The sequence below is a fragment of the Pseudomonas sp. TWP3-1 genome (assembly GCF_049896625.1).
In the GTDB taxonomy this organism is placed as follows: Bacteria; Pseudomonadota; Gammaproteobacteria; order Pseudomonadales; family Pseudomonadaceae; genus Aquipseudomonas.
In genome coordinates, this window is sequence record NZ_JAFCUQ010000001.1 from 546,959 (window position 1) to 570,882 (window position 23,924).

Here is a 23,924-nt window from a genome sequence, read left to right on the forward strand (position 1 = left end):
GTACCTAATTTAGAGATCAGAGCGGAGGAAAAGAGTAGGAAAATTCCCTACATTTGTAGGAATTTTCCCACGCCAATCAGCGGTCACGCGTTAACAGGAAAAACCACTCGATCAAGCCAGATGGATCTCCAATTGCCCGGCCAGCCGCTCCATGGCCTGTTGCAAGTTGTCGACCGCCTCGGTCAGCGCTGGCGCATCCATGCCCTCGCTGGCGACTTCCAACGCTTCGCAGGCCTCAATCAACGCCTGCGCCTTGATGATTCGCGCGCCACCTTTTACCCGGTGCGCCAGATCCGCCAGGCCGGGCAAGTCGTTGTGGCTGAACAAGCGGATCAGCTTGGCCATGTCGTCATCGTTGCTGGTCGCCAGATCGGCCAGCAGGCTTTTTATGGAGGCCTGATCGCCGCGAGTCAGTTGCTCGAGGCTGCTCAGGTCAATCTCGCCCGGGCCGGGCGCCGCAGGCATGTCGTCTGGTTCTGCGCGAGGCTGCGGTGTGACCGAAGCCAGCCGTGCGTTGAGACTTTCAAGGCTGATCGGTTTGAACAGGCAATCGTCCATGCCGGCTTCGGCGCAGCGCTGCTTTTCTTCGATCTGCGCGTTGGCCGTGAAACCCAGCACCAGACTGCGTGGCAAGCCACGTGCCGCCTCCTCGTCACGAATCGCCCTGACCAGTTCATAGCCGTTCATGATCGGCATGTTGCAGTCGGTAATCACCACGTCGAAGTGCTCATTGCGCCACGCGCGCAGACCATGGGCACCGTCCTCGGCATCCGTGACCCGGTGACCGAGATAACTCAGTTGCTGCGACAGCAGCAGGCGGTTGGCCGGGTAGTCATCGATCACCAAAATATTCAACGCGCGACTGACTTCAACCGGTTCTACCTCGGCCACCGGCACATGAGCCAGTGGTTCAAGCAACGGCAAATCCAGCCGCACTTCAATCTGCGTGCCCTGCCCCGGCGTGCTGTGCAGCACCAAGGTGCCGCCCATCATTTCGCACAGTGTGCGGCTGATCACCAGGCCCAGCCCGGAGCCGCCACGCGACGTCTGTCCGTGATTGCCGGCCTGGGTGAACGGGCTGAACAGCCGCTGCTGATCCTCCAGCGAAATACCGCGGCCACTGTCCTCGACCCGCACACACAGCGCTAACCGCTCCGGCCCGCCATTCGTATCGACTTGCACGCTCAGGCGCACATGCCCGGTGTCGGTGAACTTGATCGCGTTGCTCACCAGATTGGAAAGAATCTGCTTGAAGCGCAGCGGATCGACCAGCACTTCAACGTTGCTCAGCGCATCCAGATTGAGTTGCAAACGCAGTTGTTTTTGTCGCGCCAAGCCGTCAAAAATACGCGCTACCGATTCGATCTGTTCACGCAGATTGGCGCGCTCCGGCGCCAGCGACAGGCGCCCGGATTCAATCCGGGCGATGTCGAGAATGTCGCCGATCAGATCGAGCAAACCGCGCGCGGCACCGGAGGCGACTTCGATGGCGAAACGATCCAGAACGCCTTGATCGGCTTTCTTCATCGCCAGTTCGAGCATGCCAATCACCGCATTCATTGGCGTGCGGATCTCGTGACTCATGGTCGCCAGGAACGTGGTCTTCGCCCGGTTGGCGTCGTCGGCGCCCTCCTTCGCTTCCTGCAATTGCTGCAACAGCTGCTGACGTTCGCTGACGTCGATCCATCCGGCAATCATGCCGCTCACCGCGCCGTCACTGCCGCGATACGGCAGCATCCAGTGATAGATCGTCAGTACTCGCCCCTGCGCCAACGTCAGCCGGCGATCCTGAATACGCGGCAGGCCTTCGTCCATGACCTGCAAATAATCCTCGTGATAGGCACGCGCCTCATCAGCATTATTGAGCACGCCTTCAATCACGGTTTTGCCGATCACCGCGTCGCGCTCGACGCCGAACACTTTCAGGTAACCGCTGTTGCAGGTCATCAAACGACCATTGCGGTCACGCACGTAAATCGGGTGCGGCGTGCCGTCGATCAACACGCGCATGAACTCCATCTGATCGTTGAGCGCGGCTTCGGCCTGCCGTCGTTTGCGGATCAGCAAACGCAAATAGGCAATCCAGCCCAGCGCCACCAGCAACAACACGCCCGCCACCACGAAGCCCTGGATGATCGCACTGCGGTTGCGCAGCCAGTAGCTGTCATCGATGACGATCTCGCTGCGCCAGCGATTGGTCAGCTCGTCCATTTCCTCCGGCGGAATACTCAACAAAGCCTTGTCGAGAATCGAATACAGTTCCAGAGCGCCACGGTTGGTCGCAAACGCGATGCGCGCCGGCAAGGTGCCGACGGTGCTGGTGACTTGCAGGCGATTGCGGTACTGGCGGGAGATCATGTAACGCGCGCTGATCAACGAATTGATCGCGCCGTCGGCGTCACCGCGCTCGACCATGGCCATGGCGTCGACGGCGTTGTCCGCTGGCAGCAGTTGCACCCGCGGATAATGCTCGATCAGGTATTCACGCAGCACGTTGCCGCGAATCAACGCCAGGCGTTTGCCGGCCATCTGGTCCAGGGTTTGCGGCCGATCAGCGCCAACCGGCGTGACCAGCACAAACGGGTTGGTCAAATACGGCCGGGTGAAACGCAGCTCGTTTTCGCGCTCCACACTCGGGGTGAACGCAGCGAGCATGTCCGCTTCGCCATCGGTCACCCGGTCGATCAGGTCATGCACCGAGTCAGCGCGCTGCAAATCAAATTTCAGGCCAGTGCGCAGGCTGATCTTCGCCAGCACGTCAGCGCTGATGCCGCGAAAGTTACCGTCATCGTCGATGAACGTCAGCGGCAGGAAGTTTTCGTTGATCGCGACTGTTATCCGCGGATGCTGATCCAGCCAGCGCTGCTCGCTGACGCTGAAGTGCAATACCTTGTGCCCAGGCATCGTCGCGCCACCGGCATTCCAGCGGCGCAGAATCGTCATGCGTTCGTCGACCGGAATAGCCTTCAGCGCCACGTTGAGAATTCGCAGCAGACGCGCGTTGTCCCGGGCCACGGCGAACGCAAACGGCTGCACTTCCATGCGCGAGAAATCGCTGAGCTGGACGTTGTTCAGATAATTCTTGCTGATCAGATAATTGGAGCTGATCGAGTCGCCGAGATAGACGTCAGCCTGACCGAACGCGACGGCGCCGATTGCGCTCAGGGTCGATGGATAGAGCTGCACCGTGGCCTTGGGGTAAAACGCCTTGACCGTATCCGGCGGCAGATAGTGATAGAGCATGGCCACACGCTTGCCGGCCAGGTCTGTCGGCAGGTTTTGGCTATCACCGACGCGGGTTACCAGCGTCGGCTGATCGTCCGCGTAGGCCTCGGACATCGCCAACTGCGGGTCGCTGGCTTCAAAACCGTTGGCGGTGCCAAGCAGATCGATCTCGCCGTTCTTCAGCGCGGCGAGCACTTCGGCGCGCGACGCATAACGCCGCACCTCGACTTTGATGTGCAACAGTTGCGAGACCAACTGCGCGTAATCCGCCGTCAGGCCTTCGTAATCGTCGCTGTTGCCGGTGATGCCGAACGGCGAGTAATCGGGCGCCGAAGCACCGAGCAGCAAGCTGCGTTTGTGCCGCAGCCACTGCCAGTCTGCTTCATCAAGAGAGACTGAATACTCGTCCACGGTTGAGCGGCCGAGCACTTGCAAGGCATCGGGTTCGGCAGCCGCTGCGCTGAACACGCCGAAGGTGCCGAGCAGCCACACAATGGCCAGGCATTTTTTGATGGGAATATTCATCTAGACCAGGTGATTGCGTTTGGCGAAATCAGCGAGGTAGACCACCGATTTGACGTTGAGCTTTTCGATCAGGCGCGTCTTGTAGGTGCTGACAGTCTTGTTGCTGAGCAGCATCGCCTCGCCGATCTCCTTGTTGCTCAGACCATTGGCCAACTGCTGCAGAATCGTCAGCTCGCGGTCGGACAATGTCTGGATCAGATCCAGTTCCGTGGCCTCGACATCGCTGCGCCGTACCGAACTGCCAGCCAGATTGGGAAAGAAGGTGTAGCCATCCATGACCGCTTTGATGGCTTTGATCAGCTCGTTGATGTCGTTGGTCTTGGAGATGAATCCGGCCGCACCGGCCTTCATGCAACGCATCGAATAGAACTGCGCCGATTGCGAAGTCAGCACCAGAATCTTCGACGACAGGCCCAGCCCGCTGATCCGCGAAATCACTTCGAGGCCGTCCAGTTTGGGCATGCCGATGTCGAGCACGATCAGATCCGGGGCGTGCTCGCGGGCCATTTGCACCGCATCGGCGCCATTATCCGCTTCCGCCACCACGTCGAAGTTTTCTTGCTTGAGGAGCATTTTGACCGAAGAGCGAATGAACGGATGATCGTCCACAACCATCGCTTTAAACATAAAAACCTCTGTCGACATGTTTTCGCGAGCGCGCCAGGTTTTTTACCGTACGTCTGCGGTTTTATCCAGCCATTGCAGCAGCGCATGGCCATTCATGGGCCTTTCCAGATAAAACCCCTGGCCGGTTTCGCAACCCAGCTCCAGCAGTCGGTCGCGCATGCGCGGGCTGCTGATGCCTTCTATCAAGAGGCTCATGCCCAATGCCCGCACCAGCGCCTGGGTGCTGGCGACCATCGCGCGGTCAGCCGGCCGATCCAGTCGCTGAACAAAGCGGCCATCGAGCTTGATCTGGTTGAACGGTAGCTGGCAAAGCCATTTCAGCGAGGAAAATCCCACGCCGAAATCATCGATCGCCAGACCACAGCCGAGCAATCGCAGGCGCAACAGGTTTTCGTGGGTCTGCGGCGGGCAATCGAGCAAGCCGTTTTCCGCCAGCTCGAACACCAGCGTCGAGCCTTTGAACCCATGGCGTTCCAGCGTGCGCTTGATGTCTTCGATCAAGCCATCGCCCGCCAACTGCGAAGCGTGCAGGTTGAACGCCAGCGTCAGGTTCACACCGCGACGACGCAGGATCTGCAACAGACTCAAGCCCTGTTCGAGCAGTTGCAAGAACATCTGGTCGATCAAGTCATACGCGAGGACCGCGGCGAGAAAATCGCACGGCAACAGCACACCTCGCGCCGGATGCTCCCAGCGCACCAGCGCTTCCGCCGCCACCACGCCACCGTTGCGCAGGTCGAACTGCGGCTGAAACCAGCCACGAAACTCGCCGAGGGCCAAGCCACGGCGCACATCGTTTTCACTGGGCAGCTCGCGGGGTGGCAACGGTGCATGACGTGGAAGCGGTGTGAACGTGAACCCGTGCAGGACACGATGCAAGGCGCGCAACTGGATCGGATGGCTCAGCACACCGAGCAGCCGCAACCCGGCGAGCGAGCTCAACTGACCCAGCGTGCGCTGTAACTCCGGTTGCAGTTCGCCGCACAGCACCACCGAACGAACCATTGCGCCCTGGCTGGCGCGGGTCAGAAATTCAAGACAGTCCAGCCCTCGATCACCGAGATCACAGAACACCACATCGACTTTGCCCAGCAAATGCAGTTGCAGCATGGCGTGTTCGCCATCGCAGGCTTGCAACACGTCCCGCGCACCGAGTCGCTGCAGCATCCTGACCAGCACGCTGCGCGCGAAACCCTGATTTTCCAGCACCAACACTCGTGGGAAGGCCATCGTCTTTCCGTCGCTCAATCGACCCGTGATAGCGCATAGTGGCGAGCGTGCGTGATGCCGAGCGAAGGATTCATCCGAGCGTCTTGTAGGAAAATTCCCACGGACACCCTGAAAGAGTCAGTAGTAAATCACCTGCACCACCATGATCGCTTCGAACGGCCCGACCTTGGGGTCACCCAGCGAAACAACCGAGGCACTGAACGGCACATCAATATGGCTGACGTCCGCCGGAAAATTCGCCAGCGGGAATGGCTCATTGATCGGCACCAGGTTGTTGTGCGCGTCCCTGACCTGAATACCGAACTGGCTGTCAGCGGCGGGCAAGACGTTGTACTCACCCTGCTGACTGGCCGTAACGAAGGTCGCGCCGATGTTGATCGCGCTGCTGCATTTCTTCTCCAGCGCCAGGCTGAACGGCTTGGTCGGGTTGGGCGGTGAGAATCCGGTGGCGGTTTTCTGGATCACGCCGAAGTCGACGATGCCCGGCTCCGGGGTCACGGTGACATCGACCGTACACGCGGTGCCGACGATGTTCTGCAAGCCGCTCAGCTGGAAGCGGAAGTTGCCGAACGGGTTGCTCGGGCCGCCGTTGAGTCCGTACAGGCCGTCAAACTGAAACACGTCGTAGGTGTCCTGTGACGGACGCTGCAGCGGTAGCAACCCGCGTTTACGAATCACCACCTGGAACGCGATGCTCGGGGTCACACGCGAACAGGCCAACATATCGGCATCATTGTTGGCGTTAGGGCAACCCGGCGCGATCACGCCGGTATTCACGCCTTGAGTCGGATTGGCGCTCCAGTCACCGTCCCACGACGTGACCTGCCGGTACACCAGGCCGAATTCGATGCCCCAGGGCGTGGCGTCGAGGCCGGCCGGGTTGCCGTAGAAATAGATCGGATCGTTTTCCTGATAGTGAATGTCGTGCACCTTCCAGCAATCGGCGGGCACCACGTGGGTTTTCGAGCGCCAGATGATTGTGCCGTCGGGCACGGTGTCAGGCACCGAGACCGGGCCGATGTACTCGCTCAGATAGCTGCCGCCCTGCGACGACTTGCACACCAGCGCCCACGACGCCTGAGAAAACGCCAACAACAACGCGACAACGCCCAGCCTGAGCAACGCACGGCATGTCATGGCTTCACGGCCTTGCAGACATTGGCTGCGCAGTTGAACAGCGAGTCGGTCTGGCCGCCGAAGTCGTTCATGTTCGACACCCGCAGTTCGCTGAAACCGATATTGTTCAGGGCAATCCGGGCGCCGCTGAAGGGCGCGATCATGATGGTGTCCATGGGCATTTTGGTCTTGTCAGGCCCCGTGAGCAGCCCGACCACGGTGATGTGAAACGGCGAAGGGTTGTCCACCAGCAATTGCTTGCCGACCGGATCGATTTTCAGGTTCATGCGCAATGCCAGATCTTCGCCGCGCTCACGCTTGGCGGCCGCCGGGCGGTAGAACAGCTTGATCTTTGATTGCAGGGCGATCTGCATCGAATTGACCGCTTCAGTCTTCGGTGGGATCTCGCGTACGTTGAGGTAGAACACCGACTCCCGATCGGCGGGCAATGCCACATCCGGCAGCTTGACGATGCGCAGCACGCTGCTTTCGTTAGGCTCGATGCGCTGCAAGGGCGGCAGCACCATGAACGGTGAACTGACCTTTTTGCTGTTCTGGTCTTCGATCCACGACTGCACCACAAAGGGCAATTGCGGGTTCTTGTTGCTGAGGGTGACGCTCACCGACGGCGCACTCTCTTCAAAAATCACTCGCGTGCGATCCGGCACAACGGCCGCGTTGGCGAGCAGCGGGATACACAACCCGACCAGCAGGCTCAGGCGATTGAATAAAGGCTGGATCTTGAAAACTGACATAAGGGTTCTCCACAAAAATCAAGGAACAGGCATCCATCGATGCCCGGATTACCGGCACCGCACGGGCTTGGCGACATTGCTCAGCACGTCTTCGTCGGGTAACGCGGTAAGCGCACAGCTTTTCGAGTCGTCCCAGCGCGCAACCAGTTGCGCGCCACTTTTGGCGCCGAGCAGATAGGTCACGCCCGCCTCGCCGACGATTGCGACTTCCTTGTTCGTGTCCTTGTCCTGAACCGATGCGCCGAACGGCACCGGCTGACCATTGGCCTGGGTCAACGCCACGAGCGCGTTGTGGCCCTGGCCGGTGGCAAAGTTGACGTAGCCGATTGCGCCCTCGGTCAAAGCCAGGCGCTGGATCGGGTTGGTCACTTCGGTATTGAGCGGCAACTTTTCCATGTTGACCCGCGCCTCATAGGCCTGAAACGACGGCAAGCCATCCATGACCGCGTAGCCATCCTTGTTGGTCCGCGCTTGGCCGGTAAAGGCCACGTCCGGCACGCCGTCGGTGGACACCAGCAACCGGGTGTCGCCGTTGGAACCGTTGCCATGCGCCGACACGCCATAACGGGTCACGACCAGCGAGCTGTCAAGTTCGCCGGTCAGCGAGCGATAGGTGCTGCCATCGGTGGTCGCGGAGGCGTTGGCGCGATAAGTCGAGGCACGTTTGCCGACGTAGGCATTCACGTATTTGTTGTCGCCCACGCCGCCATACAGTTGGTAATTCACGCCCTGACCGTCGTCGTGGCTGTAGCCGACGTTGGCCGATGACCCACCGGAACCGGAGCGCTGGACGTTGCTCGACAACATCGAATTGCCGCCCAACGGAATGCTTACCCCGAGGTAGATCTGCGAGTCGTTGCGCTGCGCATTCTGGGTCTGGTAAGCCGACAGATTGACGTTGATGTTCTTGACGTTGCCCACGGAAAAACTGCGCGCCAGCGACAGGCCGAAACGGTCGGACGGGGCCGCGTCCCAATAGGTCGAGTGATCGTAGGAAAAACTCGTCGACAGCCAGCCAAAATGCTTGGCCAGCGTCACCGAATAGCGCTGCTTGCCCGAGTTCAGGGCATAGGAATCGGGGTCGCCGACGAATTGCGAGAAGTTGGTAAAGGTCCGGTCGGAAAAACGGTAACCGAGGAAGCGCAGATCGGTGCCAATCCCATCGAAGTGCTTGGAATAATTGATGCGGTACGAGTTGCCCACCGCGGCCTCGCCAGTCCAGCGCAACTTGGCGCGCGAGGTGGTGATATCGGCAGAGAGCGCACCGAAAACGCCGAGGTCTTTGCCGACGCCGAACGCGTTTGACAGGTAATCGCTGGCCGCCAGCACACCGCCGTAAACCGTCCAGTCGTGGGGCAAGCCATAAGCCATTTCCGAGGCGACGAACCCGGGTTCTGTGCCGCCACTGCCGGTCAGCCGTGGCTGTCCCGCCGAGACCTTGTAACGCAACTCGCCTTCGCGCGACAGAAACGGCACCGCCGCCGTGGACACCGTGAAGGTCTGCTCGCTGCCGTCCTCCTCGCGCACGGTCACGTCGAGCGTGCCTTGAACGCTGCTGTTGAGATCCTGAATGCTGAACGCGCCAGGGGTCACGGTGGTCGAGTACAACACCCGGCCCTGTTGCGAAACCGTGACCGTCGCGTTGGTGCGCGCCAGGCCGCTGATCAACGGCGCATAGCCGCGCAGGTTGGGCGGCAACATTCGATCGTCACTGCTCAGGGTCGCGCCGCGCAGCGCGAAAGTATCGAACACGTCGGAGTTCAAATAGTCTTCGCCGACCGACAATTTCGAACGAATCGCCGGCAGTGCGCGATAGGCGTACAGACGATTGAGCTGAAACGCCTTGTCGTCGAAACCGCGATTCTGCTCACCGGAATTGTGCTGGGCTTGATAGTCGGCGCGCACCCGCCAGGTGTCGATGTTCAGCCCCGCGGTGCCGTAACTCTGCAATGAACGCGAATCGCCCGAAGCGGCGCTGGACTGGCGATCATTGGCAATCAGCCGGTAATCCAGCAACGCGCCATCGAGCCCGTCGCTCCAGGCCGCCGGAGGAATGTAATTGGGGTCGTCGTACTCAAACGACGCCTGTGGCAGGCTGATCGACAGACGACCGAGGTTTTTCAGGTATTTGATCGTGGCGTTGTCGATGGCACGCAAGTCCACGCACTGGCCTGCGGCGAGGCGCGGCAAGTTTTTGAACAAGTCCGGTTTAAGGCCAAACTTGGTCACCAGTTCTTCGTCCAGGCACGCGTAACTTTCCTGCGGGTTGTCGCCAGGTTTGAATTCGATCGAGCGAGTGCCGAAATAACGTTGATTAACCACGATATCCAGCAAGTAGCTGCCCGGCACTGTGTATTGCGCATGGGTGAACTGACCGAGGCTGATATCGTCATTTTGATCAATGTTCAGAAACTCGGTATTGAATTCCAGCCCAGCGGAATAACGCGCGCAGGAGATCAATACGCAAGACACCAATAGTTTGCGGCAGTACACGGAAAGTACCCTTCAATCAGCAGCGTAACGGACAAAGAAAAAAGGGGCTTTCGCCCCTTTTCCTTACAACACTCGATACGGGCGTATCAGTTGTAAGCCACGGTGAAGTTGGCAACGCTGTCTGCTTCACCAGTGGTCACGGTCGCGGCAGTGGCTTCATACATGGCCGCGAAGGTGACGGTGTTGTTGCCGTTCTGCAGGACAACCGGTGCAACTTGCTCCTTGCCGTTGTCGAGCATTTCGCCGGCGCTGGCCTGCAGACGGATGCCGACGTTTTGCGCCAGACCGGTGGTGGCGAACAGCGCCGGAACCGCCGGATCCTGCACGCCGCTGAAAGTGAAGCGGGCGTTTTTCTGGGTGGCGGTATCGCAGTCGGTCAGGATGATGTCGAACTTGGTCGGCGTAGAACGATCACCGATCGCCTTGAACTGGTTCGACGGCACTTGGCCCAGAGACACGGTCTGGTCCAGCGAGCTGGCGTCGATACCGCAAGCGCCGGAAACGATTTCACCGATGAAACGCACAGTCCCCGGGTTGCCGCTCGCCGGCGTGGCGGCGTTGGCGAAGGAAGCAAGGCCCATGACAACAGTAGCGGCGGTAACAGCGACAATCTTTTTCATTTAATCCATCTCTTGGGATAATTATTTATCAGGCCCAGCGATCGACTTGCAGACTATTGATTGCCAGAAATCCAACTTCCCCTCAGGAAAATCCAGAACTTCTGAAAAACTGCGGCGCCCCCTTTCATATGCTCGGCAGTAGTTGAGAAGTTATGCGTCAATAATAATCATGCAAGTCGTATCGCTCTGCTCCGGGGAAAATAATGCGCGTTACCCAAGACTGGAAATGTAAGTTCTTTCCGCCCGATTTGTAGGATTTTTCCGGCGGAATAAATCAGCGCGTCGGCATTCAGAGATTTACTTCAAGGTCTGCCAACAAACCCGCCATGGCAGCAGCTACTTGTTCCTCGTTACGCTGGTAATAAGTCCACTTTCCAACTTTGGTGGCTTTCACCAGGCCAACGTCACCAAGGGCTTTGAGGCACAGCGAGGTCGCGGGTTGCGCCAGCCCGGCCTTGTCCTGAATCAAACTGGCGCAGACGCCATACACATTGAAGTCGTAGAGTTGCTCGTAGCCAGCGAACGATGTGTGCGGGTCTTTCAGCCAGGTCAGCACCGTGCGCCTGACCGGGCTTGCCAGGACTTTGAGCGTCTCGTTCAGATCGGTCATGTGTTGCTCGCTCCTGTGCGGTCGGAGCGAGCCCCGGGATTAGCGGCGCATTTTATGCCGGGCTGAACGGATAGTCGATGTAGCCCTGCTGGCCGCCGCCGTACAAGGTCGCAGGGTTGACCGGGTTCAGCGGCAAATTATTCTGCAATCGGTGCGGCAGATCCGGGTTGGCAATGAACGTGCGACCGAAGCCGAACAGGTCGCCATAGCCTTGGCTGAGGATGCTTTTGGCCTTGGCTTCGGTGTAGCGCCCGGCGTACATGATCGGCCCGCTGAAGGTTTCGCGCAGTGCAGCGCGGAAGGTCAGCGGCAAGTCCGGGCTGTTGTCCCAATCGGCTTCGGCAATCGACAGATAACCGATGGCCAACTCATTGAGCATGGCGGCGGCCTGAACGTAGGTGGCGTGCGGATCGCTCTCGACCAGCCCCAGATACACGCGTTCTTCGTCAGTGGTTTCGAACAACGGCGCGAAACGCACACCGACCCGTTCGCTGCCAAATACGCTGATCACGGCTTCGGTGACTTCACGCAGAAAACGCAGGCGATTCGTCAGGGAGCCTCCGTATTCGTCGGTGCGCTGATTAGTGTGCTCGGAGATGAACTGGTTGAGCAGATAACCATTCGCCGAATGCAGTTCCACGCCATCGAAGCCAGCGGCTTTGGCGTTGACCGCCGCCAGCCGATACAGCTCGACCAACTCTTTAACCTCAGCGGTGCTCAACGCCCTCGGCATGCTTGGATCCGCCAATGCGCCCGCCTCGGGGCCGGTCTCGATGAAGACTTTCACCGCAGTCGCACGCAGCGCAGAAGGCGCGACTGGCGGCTGGTCGTCGGGTTGCAGACTGGTGTGTGAAACACGGCCGACATGCCAGAGTTGACAGAAAATCACCCCGCCTTCCTGGTGCACGGCTTCGGTGACTTTCTGCCAGCCAGCCACTTGCTCTTGGCTATAGATGCCTGGCGTCCATGCGTAGCCTTGGCCACGCGGTTCGATCTGCGTGCCTTCGGTGACCATGAAACCCGCCGTGGCGCGCTGACGGTAGTAGGTGGCCATCAGTTCGTTGGGAATGTCACCCGGCTGCGAGCTTCGCGAGCGGGTCAACGGCGGCAGTGCGATGCGGTTTTTAAGGGTCAGGCCGCCCAGTGACAACGGGGCGAACAAGCTTGATTCGGTCATGAAATTTCTGCAGCTCTGCTGAATGAGAGCCACACATTAACACATTCGAATACATGAATACGTTGTGTTTAAGAACCTTTTCCCCGCTCAATCAGGCTGAAGGATTCTCTTGCAGCAAACGCTTGGGCAGAAACGCCGGCGAAATATGGATGATCGACATGCGCACCACATGATTGAGCATGACAAACGCCGGATCGAGTTTGAGCAGCAACGCCGCGGCCGTCATCACCTCGACGCCGCCGGGGACCCAGGACATGAACAACGCCAGAAACGGTTTGCCGGTCAGTTTGCTGAACGCGAACGCGACCGCCAGGGTCGTGCAAAAGGTCAGCGCGGTGACCACCAGACCCGCGCGGATGTAGCGCACGAAATCCTTGAAGGTGATGTCTTTCAGACGAATGCCGATCAGCCCGCCGAGCAGAATCAGCGCGACAATCGCCAGCGGGTCGGGCACACGCAGATGGGCTTGGGGGAAAACCACATTCACCGCTGCGCTGCAAATCAGCCCGGTCAGCATGTACGGCGCTGGTACATCGAAACGCTCGAGCAGATAACCGAGCGCGACTGCCGCAATCGCCGGCGGAATGACGCCAAGGTAGTTGTCCAGAGAGCCCAGCGCGGGCGCCACGCTGTCGGCATGCCCACCGGCAATGATCGTCACCACCAGCAGCAGCGCAAGCAGACGCACGATGTGCACGAACGCGATGCGCCCGGACGCTGGTCCCTCCTCGCCCGACACCGTCATCACGGCCGCCATCGCCCCCGGAATCGAACCGAGCAAACTCTCGATATGCCCCCACTTTTCCATGCGCCGCAGCCAGTTGTAGCCGACAAAAATCTGCGTGGTCATGCAGATCAGCAGGCCGACCAGAATGCTCACATCGCTTAACTCGCTGATCATCGACGCGGTGACGATCGAGCCGACGCTGACCCCAAGCAGTAACTGCACCGCGGCCACAAACGGGTAAGGCATGCGCATGCGTACGCCCATTTTGCTCAACGCGGTGACCAGGCAAATCGCACCGATCAACTCGCCAAGCGGCAACCCGGTCATGTAGCCGATCCATGCGCCCAATGCCGCCACCGGGACAGGAATAACGTTTTGCAGTGCCAGCAGCCTGTTTCGGGTCATCTGTCCATTCCGTGGAGGGGTGAAAAACTTCGTAATATTTTTAAACAGTTTTATAAGATGGGCCGACGAAAGGATCCAATACCTATTTTCGACCGATTGATACCCAAGGATGACGATGATCGATCTCCGCCGCCTGCGCTGCTTTCTGGTTGTCAGCGAAGAGTTGCACTTTGGCCGTGCCGCGTTGCGCCTGAACACTGCCCAACCACCGCTGACACGGCAGATTTCGGCACTCGAAAGCGAACTGGGTTTTCGCCTGTTCGACCGCAACACCCGCAGCGTGACGCTGACCTCCGAGGGCCGGCATTTCCTCCCCTACGCCCGGGCGGTGCTGGAGCAGGTCGACCTCACCGAAGCCATCACCCGCAAATTGGCGGCCGGCAGCGTTGGCCATCTGGCGGTCGGCTACGCCAGCTCGATTGCGCTGTCGGACATCTTCAGCCAGACGATTCAGGCGTTCTGCTCGCTGTATCCGGACGTGCAACTGACATTGGAAGAAGGTGCCTCCAGCACCCAGTGTGCGCAGATTATCGAAGGTCGGCTCGACATCGGCATGAGTCGCATGCAGCCGCCCGGAGACGATTCAGAGATTCAGGCCATCTGCCTGGACAACGAACCATTGGTCGCGGCGATTGCCAGCGACAGCCCACTCGCCCGCCAGGCTCAAGTGACACTGGCCGAGCTGAGCGCCTACCCGTTGATTGCCTTTCCGACCGACTATGGTTCTGGCCTGAATGACATCATCGAAGCGCTGTATCGCCGCCATGGGCTGACGCCTTTACCGGCGCCGACGGGCAAACAGATCACCTCGATTATCGCTTTGGTCGCCGCCGGCCGTGGTGTCGCTGTCGTTCCGCAATGCGCACAAGCGCTGGTTAAACGCGGCGTGACCTATCGCCCGTTAGCCGAGGCTGGCGCCACCGCCCCCCTGCTGTTATTGACGCGAAAGCGCGAGCGCAGTCCGTTGGTAAGAGCGTTTGTTGATGTGATCCAGCGAACACTGCGGGAAAAATGATCAGTGTCACAGCTCAACCACCTGTCCAGCACGGAGATCACAATTTTGAATGAGAGCTTCCATCACCATCTGGTAATCGCCAGAGGCTATTTCGCCCGAAAGTTGCCTTACTGGTGCTCGGACTTTTCACGTCCCACCGATCAGCAATTCGGTGCATTTCTGCAATCGAACGGCTGCCGAATCCAGTACCGGATATTGGAGATGTGGGATCAGGTCTACATTCCGCTGGATTGCGATTTCGACCTGGTGGAAGAAACCGCAAGAGTTCGCGCGCGACTGAGGGACGAAGGCGTGCGCGAAGATGATTTGCCGTTGTTGATAGACCCGCAGCAGCTTGAAGCCCACGCTGAAGACTGACAGCGTTGCGAGCGGGCTTACCTGCTCTCAACGCCCTATGCAAAGGCTCTTGCTGCTCAGTTGGCCTGTTTCATTCTCAAACTGCGCGTGGATATTTTCCCGGCCTTGCCCTCTTTGATAGCTTGGCCTTGTGAGCCAAAGCACAGTGGCAGATAGCTTTTGAGGTCGTCGGGGGTATCCGTCAATTCGATGTCCCAGCGCTGCTCGATAAATTTGAGCAACGCCACACCGCGGACCGCGATGCTTTGCGCGTTCCATTCGCGAAAGGATTGAGCCACTTCAGTCGCCGAATAGCTCGCGTTCGTGTAGCGCATGCGCTTGCCAGTCTCGCTTCGCCCTTGTTTGATGCTGTAGGCGTCGTTCGAGGCTGCCGAGTTACTGGCGCGCGAAAGGAACAACAAGTTACCCAGAGAGTTCTGCAACGCTTTGATAATCCGGCCCTGACGATCTGAACGCCCGTCCACAGAGAACTTCTCATCCCAATAGGCTCTGCCCGCTCCAGAGGGATTCTGCGGAAAAATATGCTCGACCGTTTCATCAAAATGAAAATCCGACCACGGGATTTTCACAGGATTGTTGCCGTCATTTTGAAAGCTCGTTTCATACTCATATAGAGCCAGACGGGTGAAATCCCATTTGTAGAAGCCGTCGCCTTTCTGAAAACGCCGCTCGATATGCGCTTGCAACTGACTCGGGTAAAAGAATCCCTCCCATGGAAACTCGTCATCGTCAAAGCTTCCATCTTCGTATTCCACATTACTCGCGCTGGCTCTGACAAAGCGGGAGGTCAGCTCAATTGCCTCATGGTTCTTGAGTTTGTGTATCCCGTTCTCTTCGGCGAGAAAACCATCCCTGCCAGGTTTGAGCAACGTGTAGGCAGCGGACTCCATGTCAGCTCTTCCGGTGTTTCCTCGAACTCCGGAAAGCCTCAAAACCACCACGATGAAGCGTTCGATTTCCGCCAATAGCGTTTCAACGCAAGACAATGCGCGTGCATGCTCGCGCGGGCTGACGATTGCTCCACGAATACCTGAGGAGGCACGCAAGTAAGCGGAGAGAATCAGCGGTTTGAAAAAAGCAAAGCCGCAATGCTCCAGTCGATCCAGTTGCTTCTGGTGCCCCGACGGCATCAACGTAGGCGAATGAATGTGCGACCACCATTGCGCCGCGCTCTGCAGGCTCTGGATGTACTCCTGAATAAACGCGAACGTGGTCTGCTCATTGCCAACCGTAAACACGTCGTTGAACAGGGTGTTTTCCAGCCAGTCAGCCTCGCGCTTGCGCTTGAAATAAGCGGTGGCGTGCGCCAACAGAAACTCATCGTCGTGGTGCTGGGTCTTTTCACTGCGCCCCAAAGCCTGATAAATGCCCTTCCACGCCTCGTGAACCAGATTGCGCAAGTCCGCGGCATTGTCGCCAGGCTGGGCGACGACAGTTGAAAGATAGATGAGCCGGTTTTTCAGCAGCTCCATTTTCGAAAGCGGGCGCCCGCGGTTATTCAACGTTTCAAACGCAATGTGAATATCGAACGCTGGCGACACCGCCAGCAAGAACACGCAAAACTTGTCCAGCAGGATATCCAGCACCTGTTGAGCCTCCGCGTTGGGCAGTTGCGTGACCAAATCGCCATAGAACACCGCAGCCGCCTTCAGACTCAACGCATAGCTGGAGGGCTCTCGCGAGAGGCTGGATTCAGCATCAGCATTGCCCAAAGCGTAGAAGTCAAAATAATCCTGCAGCTCCTTGTTGCCCTTGAACTCAACTGCGAAGTCCTGAGGCGCCTCACCGAGGCAGGTACGCAGCGCATTCGCGAGGATGATCACCGTAATCAGTCGCTGCTGTCCGTCGACGACCTCAACTCGTGGCGGCCCTTTTTTCTGCGTACACGGACGTACCAGCATCATGCCCGCGAAGTGCTGCTCGGCACCGCTGCGCGCGACATTCTGAATATCCCGCCACAGCGCCTGCCACTGACTTTCGCCCCAGGAATATCCACGCTGGTAATCCGGAATCAGAAAACTGTAATGCTCGAGCACTTCACCGAAATGGCGAAGGGTTGGATCGTTGGGCTGCATGGGCCTTCCTTGGAAATGAGCGAACTGAAAAACCGCGCAAGTCTAAGGATGTGGCCATTCAATATCAAATTGCAGTCACCTTTTGAGGCCGGCGGCTCTGAAGCGTGCCTTGCCATTTACCGAATCTGCGCCACGCTGAAGTGTGAAATCGCGCTCCCGGATCCCAAGCGATCCACGGCTTTTCTCAACTTTGAACTAAACAGTTACTAAATAGATAGCTCCCTATATAATCGCCGCTTCATTTCCAACGGGACTCCCAACGTGAAGCCAAGTCAACGCGTCTCCGGCGTATCAAAAATCATATTGGTCGGGCTCGGGGTGATCATCGCCCTGCTCGGCCTGGCACTCGCTGCTGGCGGCGTGAAACTGGTCAGCCTGGGAGGCTCGTGGTACTTCCTGGTGGGCGGTCTGGTGATGGCCGTGTCCGGTCTGTTGATCGCCCGCTACAAGCCTGCGGGTGCGTGGGTGTTTGCCGCGTTCCTGCTCGGCACAGCGATCTGGGCCGTGGTTGATGTGGGTCTGGAATTCTGGCCGGTGTTCTCGCGGCTGTTCATGTTCAGCGCCGTCGGCCTTGCCGTGACGCTGGTTTATCCGCTGCTCAAACGTGCCAACGGTGGCATTGCCGGGCGTGGTGCTTATGCGGTTGCGGCTGTTCTGGCAGTGGGCCTGGCCGTTGCTGTCGGCAACATGTTCGTTGCGCATCCGACCGTCGCCGCGACCGGCACCGGCCCGGGCCTGACCCCGGTTGCACCGGACAAGGCCCAGAAGGATTGGGCGCACTACGGCAATACCGAAGGCGGCAGCCGCTTTGCTGCGCTGGATCAGATCAACCGCAGCAACGTCGACAAACTCAAAGTCGCGTGGACCTACCACACCGGCGACATCGCCGAGAGCGACGGCAATGGCGCCGAAGACCAGCTGACGCCGCTGCAAATCGGCAACAAGGTGTTCATCTGCACCCCGCACAACAATCTCATCGCACTGGATGCCGATACCGGTAAAGAACTGTGGAAAAACGCCATCAACGCCCAGTCGAAAGTCTGGCAGCGTTGCCGTGGCATGGCCTATTTCGATGCCAGCACCGCCGTCGCCAAACCGAGCAGTTCGCCGATTACCGAAACACCAGTTGCTCCCGGCGCCAACTGCACCCGTCGTCTGCTGACCAACACCATCGACGCACGTCTGATCGCAGTCGATGCCGACACCGGCGAGTTCTGCCAGGGGTTCGGCAACAACGGTCAGGTTGATCTGAAGGCCGGTCTGGGCGATGTCCCGGACAGCTACTATCAACTGTCCTCCGCGCCGCTGATGGCCGGCACTACCGTGGTAGTTGGCGGTCGGGTTGCCGACAACGTGCAAGCCGATATGCCGGGCGGCGTGATCCGTGGTTTCGACGTGATCACTGGCGCCATGCGTTGGGCATTCGATCCGGGCAACCCGCAGGACCGCAACGCTCCGGCCGACGGCAGCACTTACGTCCGCAGCACACCGAACAGCTGGGCGCCGATGTCTTATGACTCTGCAACCAACACGGTTTTCCTGCCGATGGGCAGCTCTTCAACCGACATCTACGGCGTCGAACGCAGCAAACTCGATCACACCTACGGCGCCTCGATCCTCGCGCTGGACGCCAACAGCGGCGCGGAAAATTGGGTATTCCAGACCGTGCACAACGATCTGTGGGACTTCGATCTGCCGATGCAGCCGAGCCTGATCGACTTCACCAAGGACGGCAAAACCGTTCCAGCGCTGGTGATCGGCACCAAGGCCGGGCAGATTTACGTGCTCGACCGCGCTACTGGCAAACCACTGACTCAGGTCGATGAAGTGCCGGTCAAAGCCGCCAATATCCCCAACGAACCTTACTCGCCGACCCAGCCAAAATCGGTGGGCATGCCGCAGATCGGTGCTCAGCATCTGACCGAATCCGACATGTGGGGCGCCACGCCATACGATCAATTGCTGTGCCGCATCGACTTCAAAGGCATGCGTTATGACGGCTTGTACACCGCGCCGGGCACCGACAAATCCCTGAGCTTTCCCGGCTCGCTGGGTGGCATGAATTGGGGCAGTATCTCGACTGACCCGGTGCACGGTTTCATCTTCGTCAACGACATGCGTCTGGGCCTGTGGATTCAGATGATCCCGTCGCAGAACAAAGGTCAGGCAACCTCCGGTGGCGAAGCGCTGAACACCGGCATGGGCGCGGTTCCGCTGAAGGGCACGCCGTATGCGGTGAACAAAAACCGCTTCCTGTCGGTGGCCGGCATTCCGTGCCAGGCGCCGCCATTCGGCACCCTGACCGCGATCGACATGAAGACCCAGAAAGTCGCCTGGCAAGTGCCGGTCGGCACCGTTGAAGACACTGGCCCACTGGGCATCCGCATGCACCTGCCGATCAAGATCGGGCTGCCAACCCTCGGCGGCACCCTGTCGACTCAGGGCGGCTTGATCTTCATCGCCGGCACTCAGGATTTCTACCTGCGCGCCTTCAACAGCGGCAACGGTGAAGAAGTCTGGAAAGCGCGTCTGCCGGTCGGCAGTCAGGGCGGCCCGATGACTTATGTTTCGCCGAAAACCGGCAAGCAATACATCGTCGTCACCGCTGGTGGTGCGCGTCAATCGACCGACCGTGGCGACTACGTGATGGCTTACGCCTTGCCGTAAACCGCAGCAACCACCTTCATCGCAACAGTGCGCGGCACCTTCGGGTGCCGCGTCGTTTTCTGTCTATCGCCTCAGATTTCAGCAGGAAGATTCACATGTCTCGTTTCCCTCAATACGCCTTGCTGGCAGGCCTGACCTGCGGCGCCGCCCTGCCCGCCCTCGCCGATACCGACTCCAGCGTTTTCACCCGCAACACGCTAACCGGCGACTGGGGCGGCCTGCGCCATCAGCTCGATGCAGACGGCGTGAAGTTCACCGGCGATTACAGCGGCGAGACCGCCTACAACGCCGATGGCGGCCTGCACCGCTCGACGCGCTACTCGCAGAACATCAAGCTCGGCGTGCAGTTCGACCTGAGCAAACTGTATGGCGTCGACAACGCCGGCAAGGTCCAGCTCACGATCAACGACCGACGCGGCAACAGCGCCTCGGAAGATCTGGTCGGCAACCGTCTGCCGATTCAGGAAAACTACGGCGGCCTCTACACGCGCCTGACCGAACTCAGCTACGAGCGCAGCCTGTTCACCCCGGCGCTCAACGTAAAACTCGGCTACATGGCCATGGGCAACGACCTCGGCGGCCTCGACAGCGGCATTCTGTGCAACTTCATGAACGCCGGTTTCTGCGGCCATCCGCTGAACATGTCCGGCGGCAGCGGCTGGACCAACTACCCGAATGCGCGCCTCGGCGTGCGGGTCAAATACGACCTGTCGTCCTCCTGGCAGCTGCGCGTGGCCGCGTTCAATGTCGACCCGGAAAGCAACGGCAACTCCAGCCGCGCCTGGCACCTCGACCCGAAACACACCACCGGCACCGTGGTGCCAATCGAGCTGGTGTACAAGCACGCCGGCAGCCTGCCCGGCGAATACAAGCTCGGTTACTACTACGACAGTTCCGACGTGAAACGCATCGGCAGCGACAAGGAAGTGTCCGGTCGCGGCGGCCATTATCTGCTGGTCGACCAAGCTGTCTGGCGCTCGCCGACTTCCGAGGGCCGCAGCCTGCATGCCTTCGGCCAGTATTCGGCGGCCAGCCAAGCGGCCTCGCCGTTCAGCAAGTGGTACGGCACCGGGGTGGTTTTGTACAAACCGTTCGAAGGTCGCCCGCGTGACACCCTCGCCCTCGGTTACGGCCGCGCCGTGCCCAACCCGCGCAGCCGCGATGTGCTGCAAGACGCCGCGCTGGCCAATGGCACGCCGCTGTCCAATCTGGACAGCGGCGAGCAGTTGATCGAACTCGGCTACGGTTATCAGGCCACGCCTTGGCTGACCCTGCGCCCGAACCTGCAATACATCATCGAGCCGGGCGCGTTTTCCGGGCAGGACATCGACAATGCGTTGGTGGTCGGTTTGCAGGTCAAAGCCGCGCTCTGACCCTCAAAGTACAGCTCCGCCGGATTCATCCGTTGCACTCCGGCGGGGTTCAGTTTTGCTGAAGTTCTACTCGCCGATCACCCGCGCATACACCGAGCGATCAATATTACCGCCGGACAAAATCACCCCGACCTTCTTGCCCTCCATCAACCCGCGCTCCTGCATCAGCGCGGCCAACGCCGCCGCGCCCGCGCCTTCCGCCAGGTTGTGGGTGTCGGTGTAATACACGCGGATCGCCTCGGCGATTTCCTCTTCGCTGACCGAGACGATGCGCGCGGCACCGGCGCCGTAAATGGCGAACGCATCGGGAATCGGCATGCGCACCGCGAGGCCGTCGGCGAAGGTATTGGCCGAGGCGGTTTCGCGGATCTCCTGCGCTTCAAACGACAACTTCGCAGCGGCGGCCTCGGTGGATACCACACCCACCACTTCGGTGGTCAGGCCCAACGCATCGCGGGCGGCGATCACGGCGCAAATGCCAGACCCGCAGCCAATTGGCACATACACCGTGTCCAGATCCGGCGCCGCCGTGAACAGCTCCAGCGCGTAGGTCGCCACGCCTTTCACCAGCTCTTTGTGAAACGGCGGGACCAGATACAGATCGCGCGCTTGCGCCAGACGCCAGGCTTCCACGCGGGCCTCATCGAAATCTTTCCCGCACTCGACCACTTCCCCGCCGAAGCCGCGCATGGCGTTGTTCTTCTCCACCGAGTTACCGATCGGCACAACGATTAACGCCTGCAACCCCACGGCACTGGCCGCCAGCGCCAGACTCTGCCCGTGATTGCCGCGCGTCGCCGAGACAATGCCCTTCACATGCGGATGCGCACGACGCAGCCAGTTCATGAAGGTAATACCGCCGCGCACCTTGAACGCGCCGGTCGGCGTATGGTTTTCGTGCTTGACCCACACCGTGCAGCCCAAGCGCTCGGCCAGCAACGGCCAACGGTATTGCGCAGTAGGCTGCATAACCTGATAAACCTGCTGCGCAGCTTGTTCGATATCGTCGCGAGTCAGTGTGTGCATGAGTCGTCTCCCTGAAATTGTGCCCAGTCTAGGAGCGGGCGCAACACGTCGGCTTTCAAAAAACTCACCTGACTTTTGCCTCGGCACTTCACTACTATGCAGTTCATGAATTCCCGAAATCGCCCATCGCCCTCGCCCGCCCCGCAAACGATTTGCCGAATCGAAGCCGGGCCGTGGGCGATCGAACTGCTGCCCGGCGCCGCTTACGCAACGCGCTATGTGGCGACTCAGTCAGCCATCGGTTTCGCCTTCGACAGCCAGCGCGGCGTACACGCGATTGGCAGTGACCGGGTGCGCCCGTTTGCTGCGTTACCCAATGGCTTGGCATTCGTGCCGGTGGGGTGTGACGTGTTGTCCGAGTCGCCGTCAGGTGGCGAATATCTGCGGGTGATTCGTACTGACGGCGCGGCGTTGGTCGGGGATCGGGAGTTCAGTAACCGGGTTGATCCGCAGGCGATTGAGCTGGCCCTGCAAATGCGCCGCGCGTTGTTGCAGGCCTCGGTTGATGACGATATCGAAGCTTGGGCGCTGGCGATGGCTGAGCGGGTTCAGGGGGATTTTTCTTTTGAACATCCGCATTGCTTGACCGGTAATCGCATGCGTTTGCTGGATGAGTTCATTGACGCCGGACTCGATGGGCCACTGAGTATTCAGGCGATGGCTCAATTGCTCGAGTTGTCTGAAGGCTATTTCATGCGCGCCTTCAAGCAGGCGACGGGGAAAAGTCCGCATAGCTATCTGATCGACCGGCGCCTGGCCAAGGCGCGGGCGCAAATGCGCGATTCGGCGGCGAGTCTGGCGGAGATTGCACTGGCGTGCGGGTTTAACTCGCAGGCGCATATGACGACGGTTTTCAGGCAGCGGCTTGGGGTGAGTCCGGGGGAGTTGCGCAAGATTTTTTGATGGTAGCGAAAAGAGAAAGCTAGGGCGCAAAGCCCTAGCTTCATGCAGATGTCACTTTTTCTTCTTCGCCGGCTTGTCCGACTTCTCGGATTTCCTGGCCTTTTCCGGCTTGCTGTCAGCCTTTTTTGCAGACTTCTTCGGTTCGGCGTCTTTCTTCTTGTCTTTCTTGTCGGAAGATTTCGAAAGAGCCGATGCCGCTGCTGATTTTTTCGCTGGCGATGACTTTTTGTCCTTCAAATCCTTGCTGGCTTTCGAAGCGTCGTCTTTGCTTTTCTTCTCGTCTTTAGCCACGTTACACACCTCTCGGAGTATGCCGATATTGGCAAATTGCCTGTGGGATTACCCACACGCTAATCATTAGGCGAGCACGTCTGGAAGCGGTTCAAATTTTTTTGATGCATAGAGATACGCGATGGGCGGCAGGGAAAATGGGACCTCACGCGAAAACCGAGTGATCAATCTGTCATCTATGTATCGGGCATCCAATCTGCGCTCTATTCGTCACGATAGAAATATCGTTGATAGCTAATATCAACGCGCGGCATTTGATAGCCTACCAACTGGATGGTAGTGTTCTTCGCAGATTCACCAACGCGACGCCCACCGTATCTCTACTCTCGTGAGAATCCCATGCAAGACTGGAAGCAAACCCGCAAAGACATCAACACCCGACTGATGGAACTCAACGCTTTGAGCCCTGAAACCATGAAGGGCATGGCAGCGCTCGGTGCCGCTGGCGCGAAAACCAATCATCTGGACGCCAAGACTCGGGAGCTGATCTCCCTGGCCGTAGCCGTGACTACTCGCTGTGACGGATGCATCGCTTTCCACGCTGCCGAAGCGAAGAAAGTCGGAGTCACCAGCGAAGAAGTTGCTGAAGCCCTAGGCGTGGCAATCAACATGAATGCCGGTGCCGCTTTGGTCTACAGCACTCACGTGCTCGACGCGTTCGACAAGTCTTGATCCACCGCCGGCCCTCTATTCGTCAACCACGTCGA

19 protein-coding genes are annotated in these 23,924 nt (G+C 59.2%); 6 read left to right on the forward strand and 13 right to left on the reverse strand.

Going from position 1 to position 23,924, the window contains the following annotated elements:
- Positions 1-111: 111 nt before the first annotated feature.
- From ACP7BN_RS02595 to ACP7BN_RS02640, 10 genes are all read right to left on the reverse strand, one after another.
- Positions 112-3,750 (reverse strand): transporter substrate-binding domain-containing protein, encoded by a 3,639-nt coding sequence (locus ACP7BN_RS02595; protein WP_426201370.1) that lies wholly within the window; start codon positions 3,748-3,750, stop codon positions 112-114.
- The gene (locus ACP7BN_RS02600; RefSeq protein WP_420650251.1) at positions 3,751-4,377 is read right to left on the reverse strand and encodes a response regulator; all 627 of its coding nucleotides are present in this window, start codon (positions 4,375-4,377) and stop codon (positions 3,751-3,753) included.
- A 42-nt stretch (positions 4,378-4,419) separates the two neighbouring features.
- The gene (locus ACP7BN_RS02605) at positions 4,420-5,607 is read right to left on the reverse strand and encodes an EAL domain-containing response regulator (RefSeq protein WP_426201372.1); all 1,188 of its coding nucleotides are present in this window, start codon (positions 5,605-5,607) and stop codon (positions 4,420-4,422) included.
- Between the two features lie 117 nt (positions 5,608-5,724).
- Positions 5,725-6,744 carry a fimbrial protein gene (locus ACP7BN_RS02610; RefSeq protein WP_426201375.1) on the reverse strand — a complete coding sequence of 340 codons (1,020 nt, stop codon included), beginning with the start codon at positions 6,742-6,744 and terminating at the stop codon, positions 5,725-5,727.
- A complete protein-coding gene (locus ACP7BN_RS02615; RefSeq protein WP_426201376.1) occupies positions 6,741-7,478 on the reverse strand; it encodes a fimbrial biogenesis chaperone in 738 nt (245 codons plus the stop codon). The genes ACP7BN_RS02610 and ACP7BN_RS02615 overlap by 4 nt, the downstream gene beginning before the upstream one ends.
- Positions 7,479-7,526: 48 nt before the next feature.
- Complete coding sequence (locus ACP7BN_RS02620) at positions 7,527-9,971, reverse strand: fimbria/pilus outer membrane usher protein (protein ID WP_426201378.1); 2,445 nt, start codon at positions 9,969-9,971, stop codon at positions 7,527-7,529.
- Positions 9,972-10,057: 86 nt separating this feature from the next.
- Positions 10,058-10,591, reverse strand: a complete 534-nt coding sequence (locus ACP7BN_RS02625) for a fimbrial protein (RefSeq protein WP_261735259.1) — start codon at positions 10,589-10,591, stop codon at positions 10,058-10,060.
- Positions 10,592-10,880: 289 nt separating this feature from the next.
- A complete protein-coding gene (locus ACP7BN_RS02630; protein ID WP_426201380.1) occupies positions 10,881-11,201 on the reverse strand; it encodes an ArsR/SmtB family transcription factor in 321 nt (106 codons plus the stop codon).
- Positions 11,202-11,253: 52 nt separating this feature from the next.
- Positions 11,254-12,378, reverse strand: coding sequence for an alkene reductase (locus ACP7BN_RS02635; RefSeq protein WP_426201382.1), 1,125 nt, complete (start codon positions 12,376-12,378; stop codon positions 11,254-11,256).
- A gap of 91 nt (positions 12,379-12,469) precedes the next feature.
- Positions 12,470-13,510 carry an AbrB family transcriptional regulator gene (locus tag ACP7BN_RS02640; protein ID WP_426201384.1) on the reverse strand — a complete coding sequence of 347 codons (1,041 nt, stop codon included), beginning with the start codon at positions 13,508-13,510 and terminating at the stop codon, positions 12,470-12,472.
- A 115-nt stretch (positions 13,511-13,625) separates the two neighbouring features.
- Here ACP7BN_RS02640 and ACP7BN_RS02645 point away from each other — a divergent pair, with 115 nt between their 5' ends.
- Positions 13,626-14,525 carry a LysR family transcriptional regulator gene (locus ACP7BN_RS02645; protein ID WP_426201385.1) on the forward strand — a complete coding sequence of 300 codons (900 nt, stop codon included), beginning with the start codon at positions 13,626-13,628 and terminating at the stop codon, positions 14,523-14,525.
- A 3-nt stretch (positions 14,526-14,528) separates the two neighbouring features.
- Positions 14,529-14,882, forward strand: coding sequence for a hypothetical protein (locus ACP7BN_RS02650; RefSeq protein WP_426201387.1), 354 nt, complete (start codon positions 14,529-14,531; stop codon positions 14,880-14,882).
- Positions 14,883-14,938: 56 nt separating this feature from the next.
- On the opposite strand, the gene ACP7BN_RS02655 is transcribed toward ACP7BN_RS02650, so the two are convergent.
- On the reverse strand, positions 14,939-16,957 hold the full coding sequence (locus ACP7BN_RS02655; RefSeq protein WP_426201389.1) for a DUF262 domain-containing protein: 2,019 nt from the start codon (positions 16,955-16,957) through the stop codon (positions 14,939-14,941).
- Positions 16,958-17,218: 261 nt separating this feature from the next.
- Between ACP7BN_RS02655 and ACP7BN_RS02660 the strand changes: the two genes are divergently transcribed.
- Both ACP7BN_RS02660 and ACP7BN_RS02665 read left to right on the forward strand, forming a co-directional pair.
- Positions 17,219-19,624 carry a glucose/quinate/shikimate family membrane-bound PQQ-dependent dehydrogenase gene (locus ACP7BN_RS02660; RefSeq protein ID WP_426201391.1) on the forward strand — a complete coding sequence of 802 codons (2,406 nt, stop codon included), beginning with the start codon at positions 17,219-17,221 and terminating at the stop codon, positions 19,622-19,624.
- 95 nt (positions 19,625-19,719) lie between these two features.
- Positions 19,720-20,997: a carbohydrate porin gene (locus ACP7BN_RS02665; RefSeq protein ID WP_426201392.1), complete on the forward strand. Its 1,278-nt coding sequence runs from the start codon at positions 19,720-19,722 to the stop codon at positions 20,995-20,997.
- 66 nt (positions 20,998-21,063) lie between these two features.
- On the opposite strand, the gene ACP7BN_RS02670 is transcribed toward ACP7BN_RS02665, so the two are convergent.
- Positions 21,064-22,023 (reverse strand): threonine dehydratase, encoded by a 960-nt coding sequence (locus ACP7BN_RS02670; protein WP_426201393.1) that lies wholly within the window; start codon positions 22,021-22,023, stop codon positions 21,064-21,066.
- 105 nt (positions 22,024-22,128) lie between these two features.
- Here ACP7BN_RS02670 and ACP7BN_RS02675 point away from each other — a divergent pair, with 105 nt between their 5' ends.
- The gene (locus tag ACP7BN_RS02675) at positions 22,129-22,926 is read left to right on the forward strand and encodes a helix-turn-helix transcriptional regulator (RefSeq protein ID WP_426201394.1); all 798 of its coding nucleotides are present in this window, start codon (positions 22,129-22,131) and stop codon (positions 22,924-22,926) included.
- A 51-nt stretch (positions 22,927-22,977) separates the two neighbouring features.
- On the opposite strand, the gene ACP7BN_RS02680 is transcribed toward ACP7BN_RS02675, so the two are convergent.
- Positions 22,978-23,217 (reverse strand): hypothetical protein, encoded by a 240-nt coding sequence (locus ACP7BN_RS02680; RefSeq protein ID WP_426201396.1) that lies wholly within the window; start codon positions 23,215-23,217, stop codon positions 22,978-22,980.
- A gap of 339 nt (positions 23,218-23,556) precedes the next feature.
- On the opposite strand from ACP7BN_RS02680, the gene ACP7BN_RS02685 reads away from it, so the two are divergent.
- On the forward strand, positions 23,557-23,889 hold the full coding sequence (locus ACP7BN_RS02685) for a carboxymuconolactone decarboxylase family protein (protein ID WP_420650234.1): 333 nt from the start codon (positions 23,557-23,559) through the stop codon (positions 23,887-23,889).
- Positions 23,890-23,924 lie beyond the last annotated feature (35 nt).

Coding starts and splice junctions, on each gene's coding strand:
- ACP7BN_RS02655 (WP_426201389.1), bottom strand. CDS start 16,957: ATGCAGCCCAACGATCCAACCCTTCGCCATTTCGGTGAAGTGCTCGAG.
- ACP7BN_RS02670 (WP_426201393.1), bottom strand. CDS start 22,023: ATGCACACACTGACTCGCGACGATATCGAACAAGCTGCGCAGCAGGTT.
- ACP7BN_RS02665 (WP_426201392.1), top strand. CDS start 19,720: ATGTCTCGTTTCCCTCAATACGCCTTGCTGGCAGGCCTGACCTGCGGC.
- ACP7BN_RS02605 (WP_426201372.1), bottom strand. CDS start 5,607: ATGGCCTTCCCACGAGTGTTGGTGCTGGAAAATCAGGGTTTCGCGCGC.
- ACP7BN_RS02630 (WP_426201380.1), bottom strand. CDS start 11,201: ATGACCGATCTGAACGAGACGCTCAAAGTCCTGGCAAGCCCGGTCAGG.
- ACP7BN_RS02600 (WP_420650251.1), bottom strand. CDS start 4,377: ATGTTTAAAGCGATGGTTGTGGACGATCATCCGTTCATTCGCTCTTCG.
- ACP7BN_RS02645 (WP_426201385.1), top strand. CDS start 13,626: ATGATCGATCTCCGCCGCCTGCGCTGCTTTCTGGTTGTCAGCGAAGAG.
- ACP7BN_RS02640 (WP_426201384.1), bottom strand. CDS start 13,510: ATGACCCGAAACAGGCTGCTGGCACTGCAAAACGTTATTCCTGTCCCG.
- ACP7BN_RS02625 (WP_261735259.1), bottom strand. CDS start 10,591: ATGAAAAAGATTGTCGCTGTTACCGCCGCTACTGTTGTCATGGGCCTT.
- ACP7BN_RS02615 (WP_426201376.1), bottom strand. CDS start 7,478: ATGTCAGTTTTCAAGATCCAGCCTTTATTCAATCGCCTGAGCCTGCTG.
- ACP7BN_RS02685 (WP_420650234.1), top strand. CDS start 23,557: ATGCAAGACTGGAAGCAAACCCGCAAAGACATCAACACCCGACTGATG.
- ACP7BN_RS02635 (WP_426201382.1), bottom strand. CDS start 12,378: ATGACCGAATCAAGCTTGTTCGCCCCGTTGTCACTGGGCGGCCTGACC.
- ACP7BN_RS02595 (WP_426201370.1), bottom strand. CDS start 3,750: ATGAATATTCCCATCAAAAAATGCCTGGCCATTGTGTGGCTGCTCGGC.
- ACP7BN_RS02610 (WP_426201375.1), bottom strand. CDS start 6,744: ATGACATGCCGTGCGTTGCTCAGGCTGGGCGTTGTCGCGTTGTTGTTG.
- ACP7BN_RS02675 (WP_426201394.1), top strand. CDS start 22,129: ATGAATTCCCGAAATCGCCCATCGCCCTCGCCCGCCCCGCAAACGATT.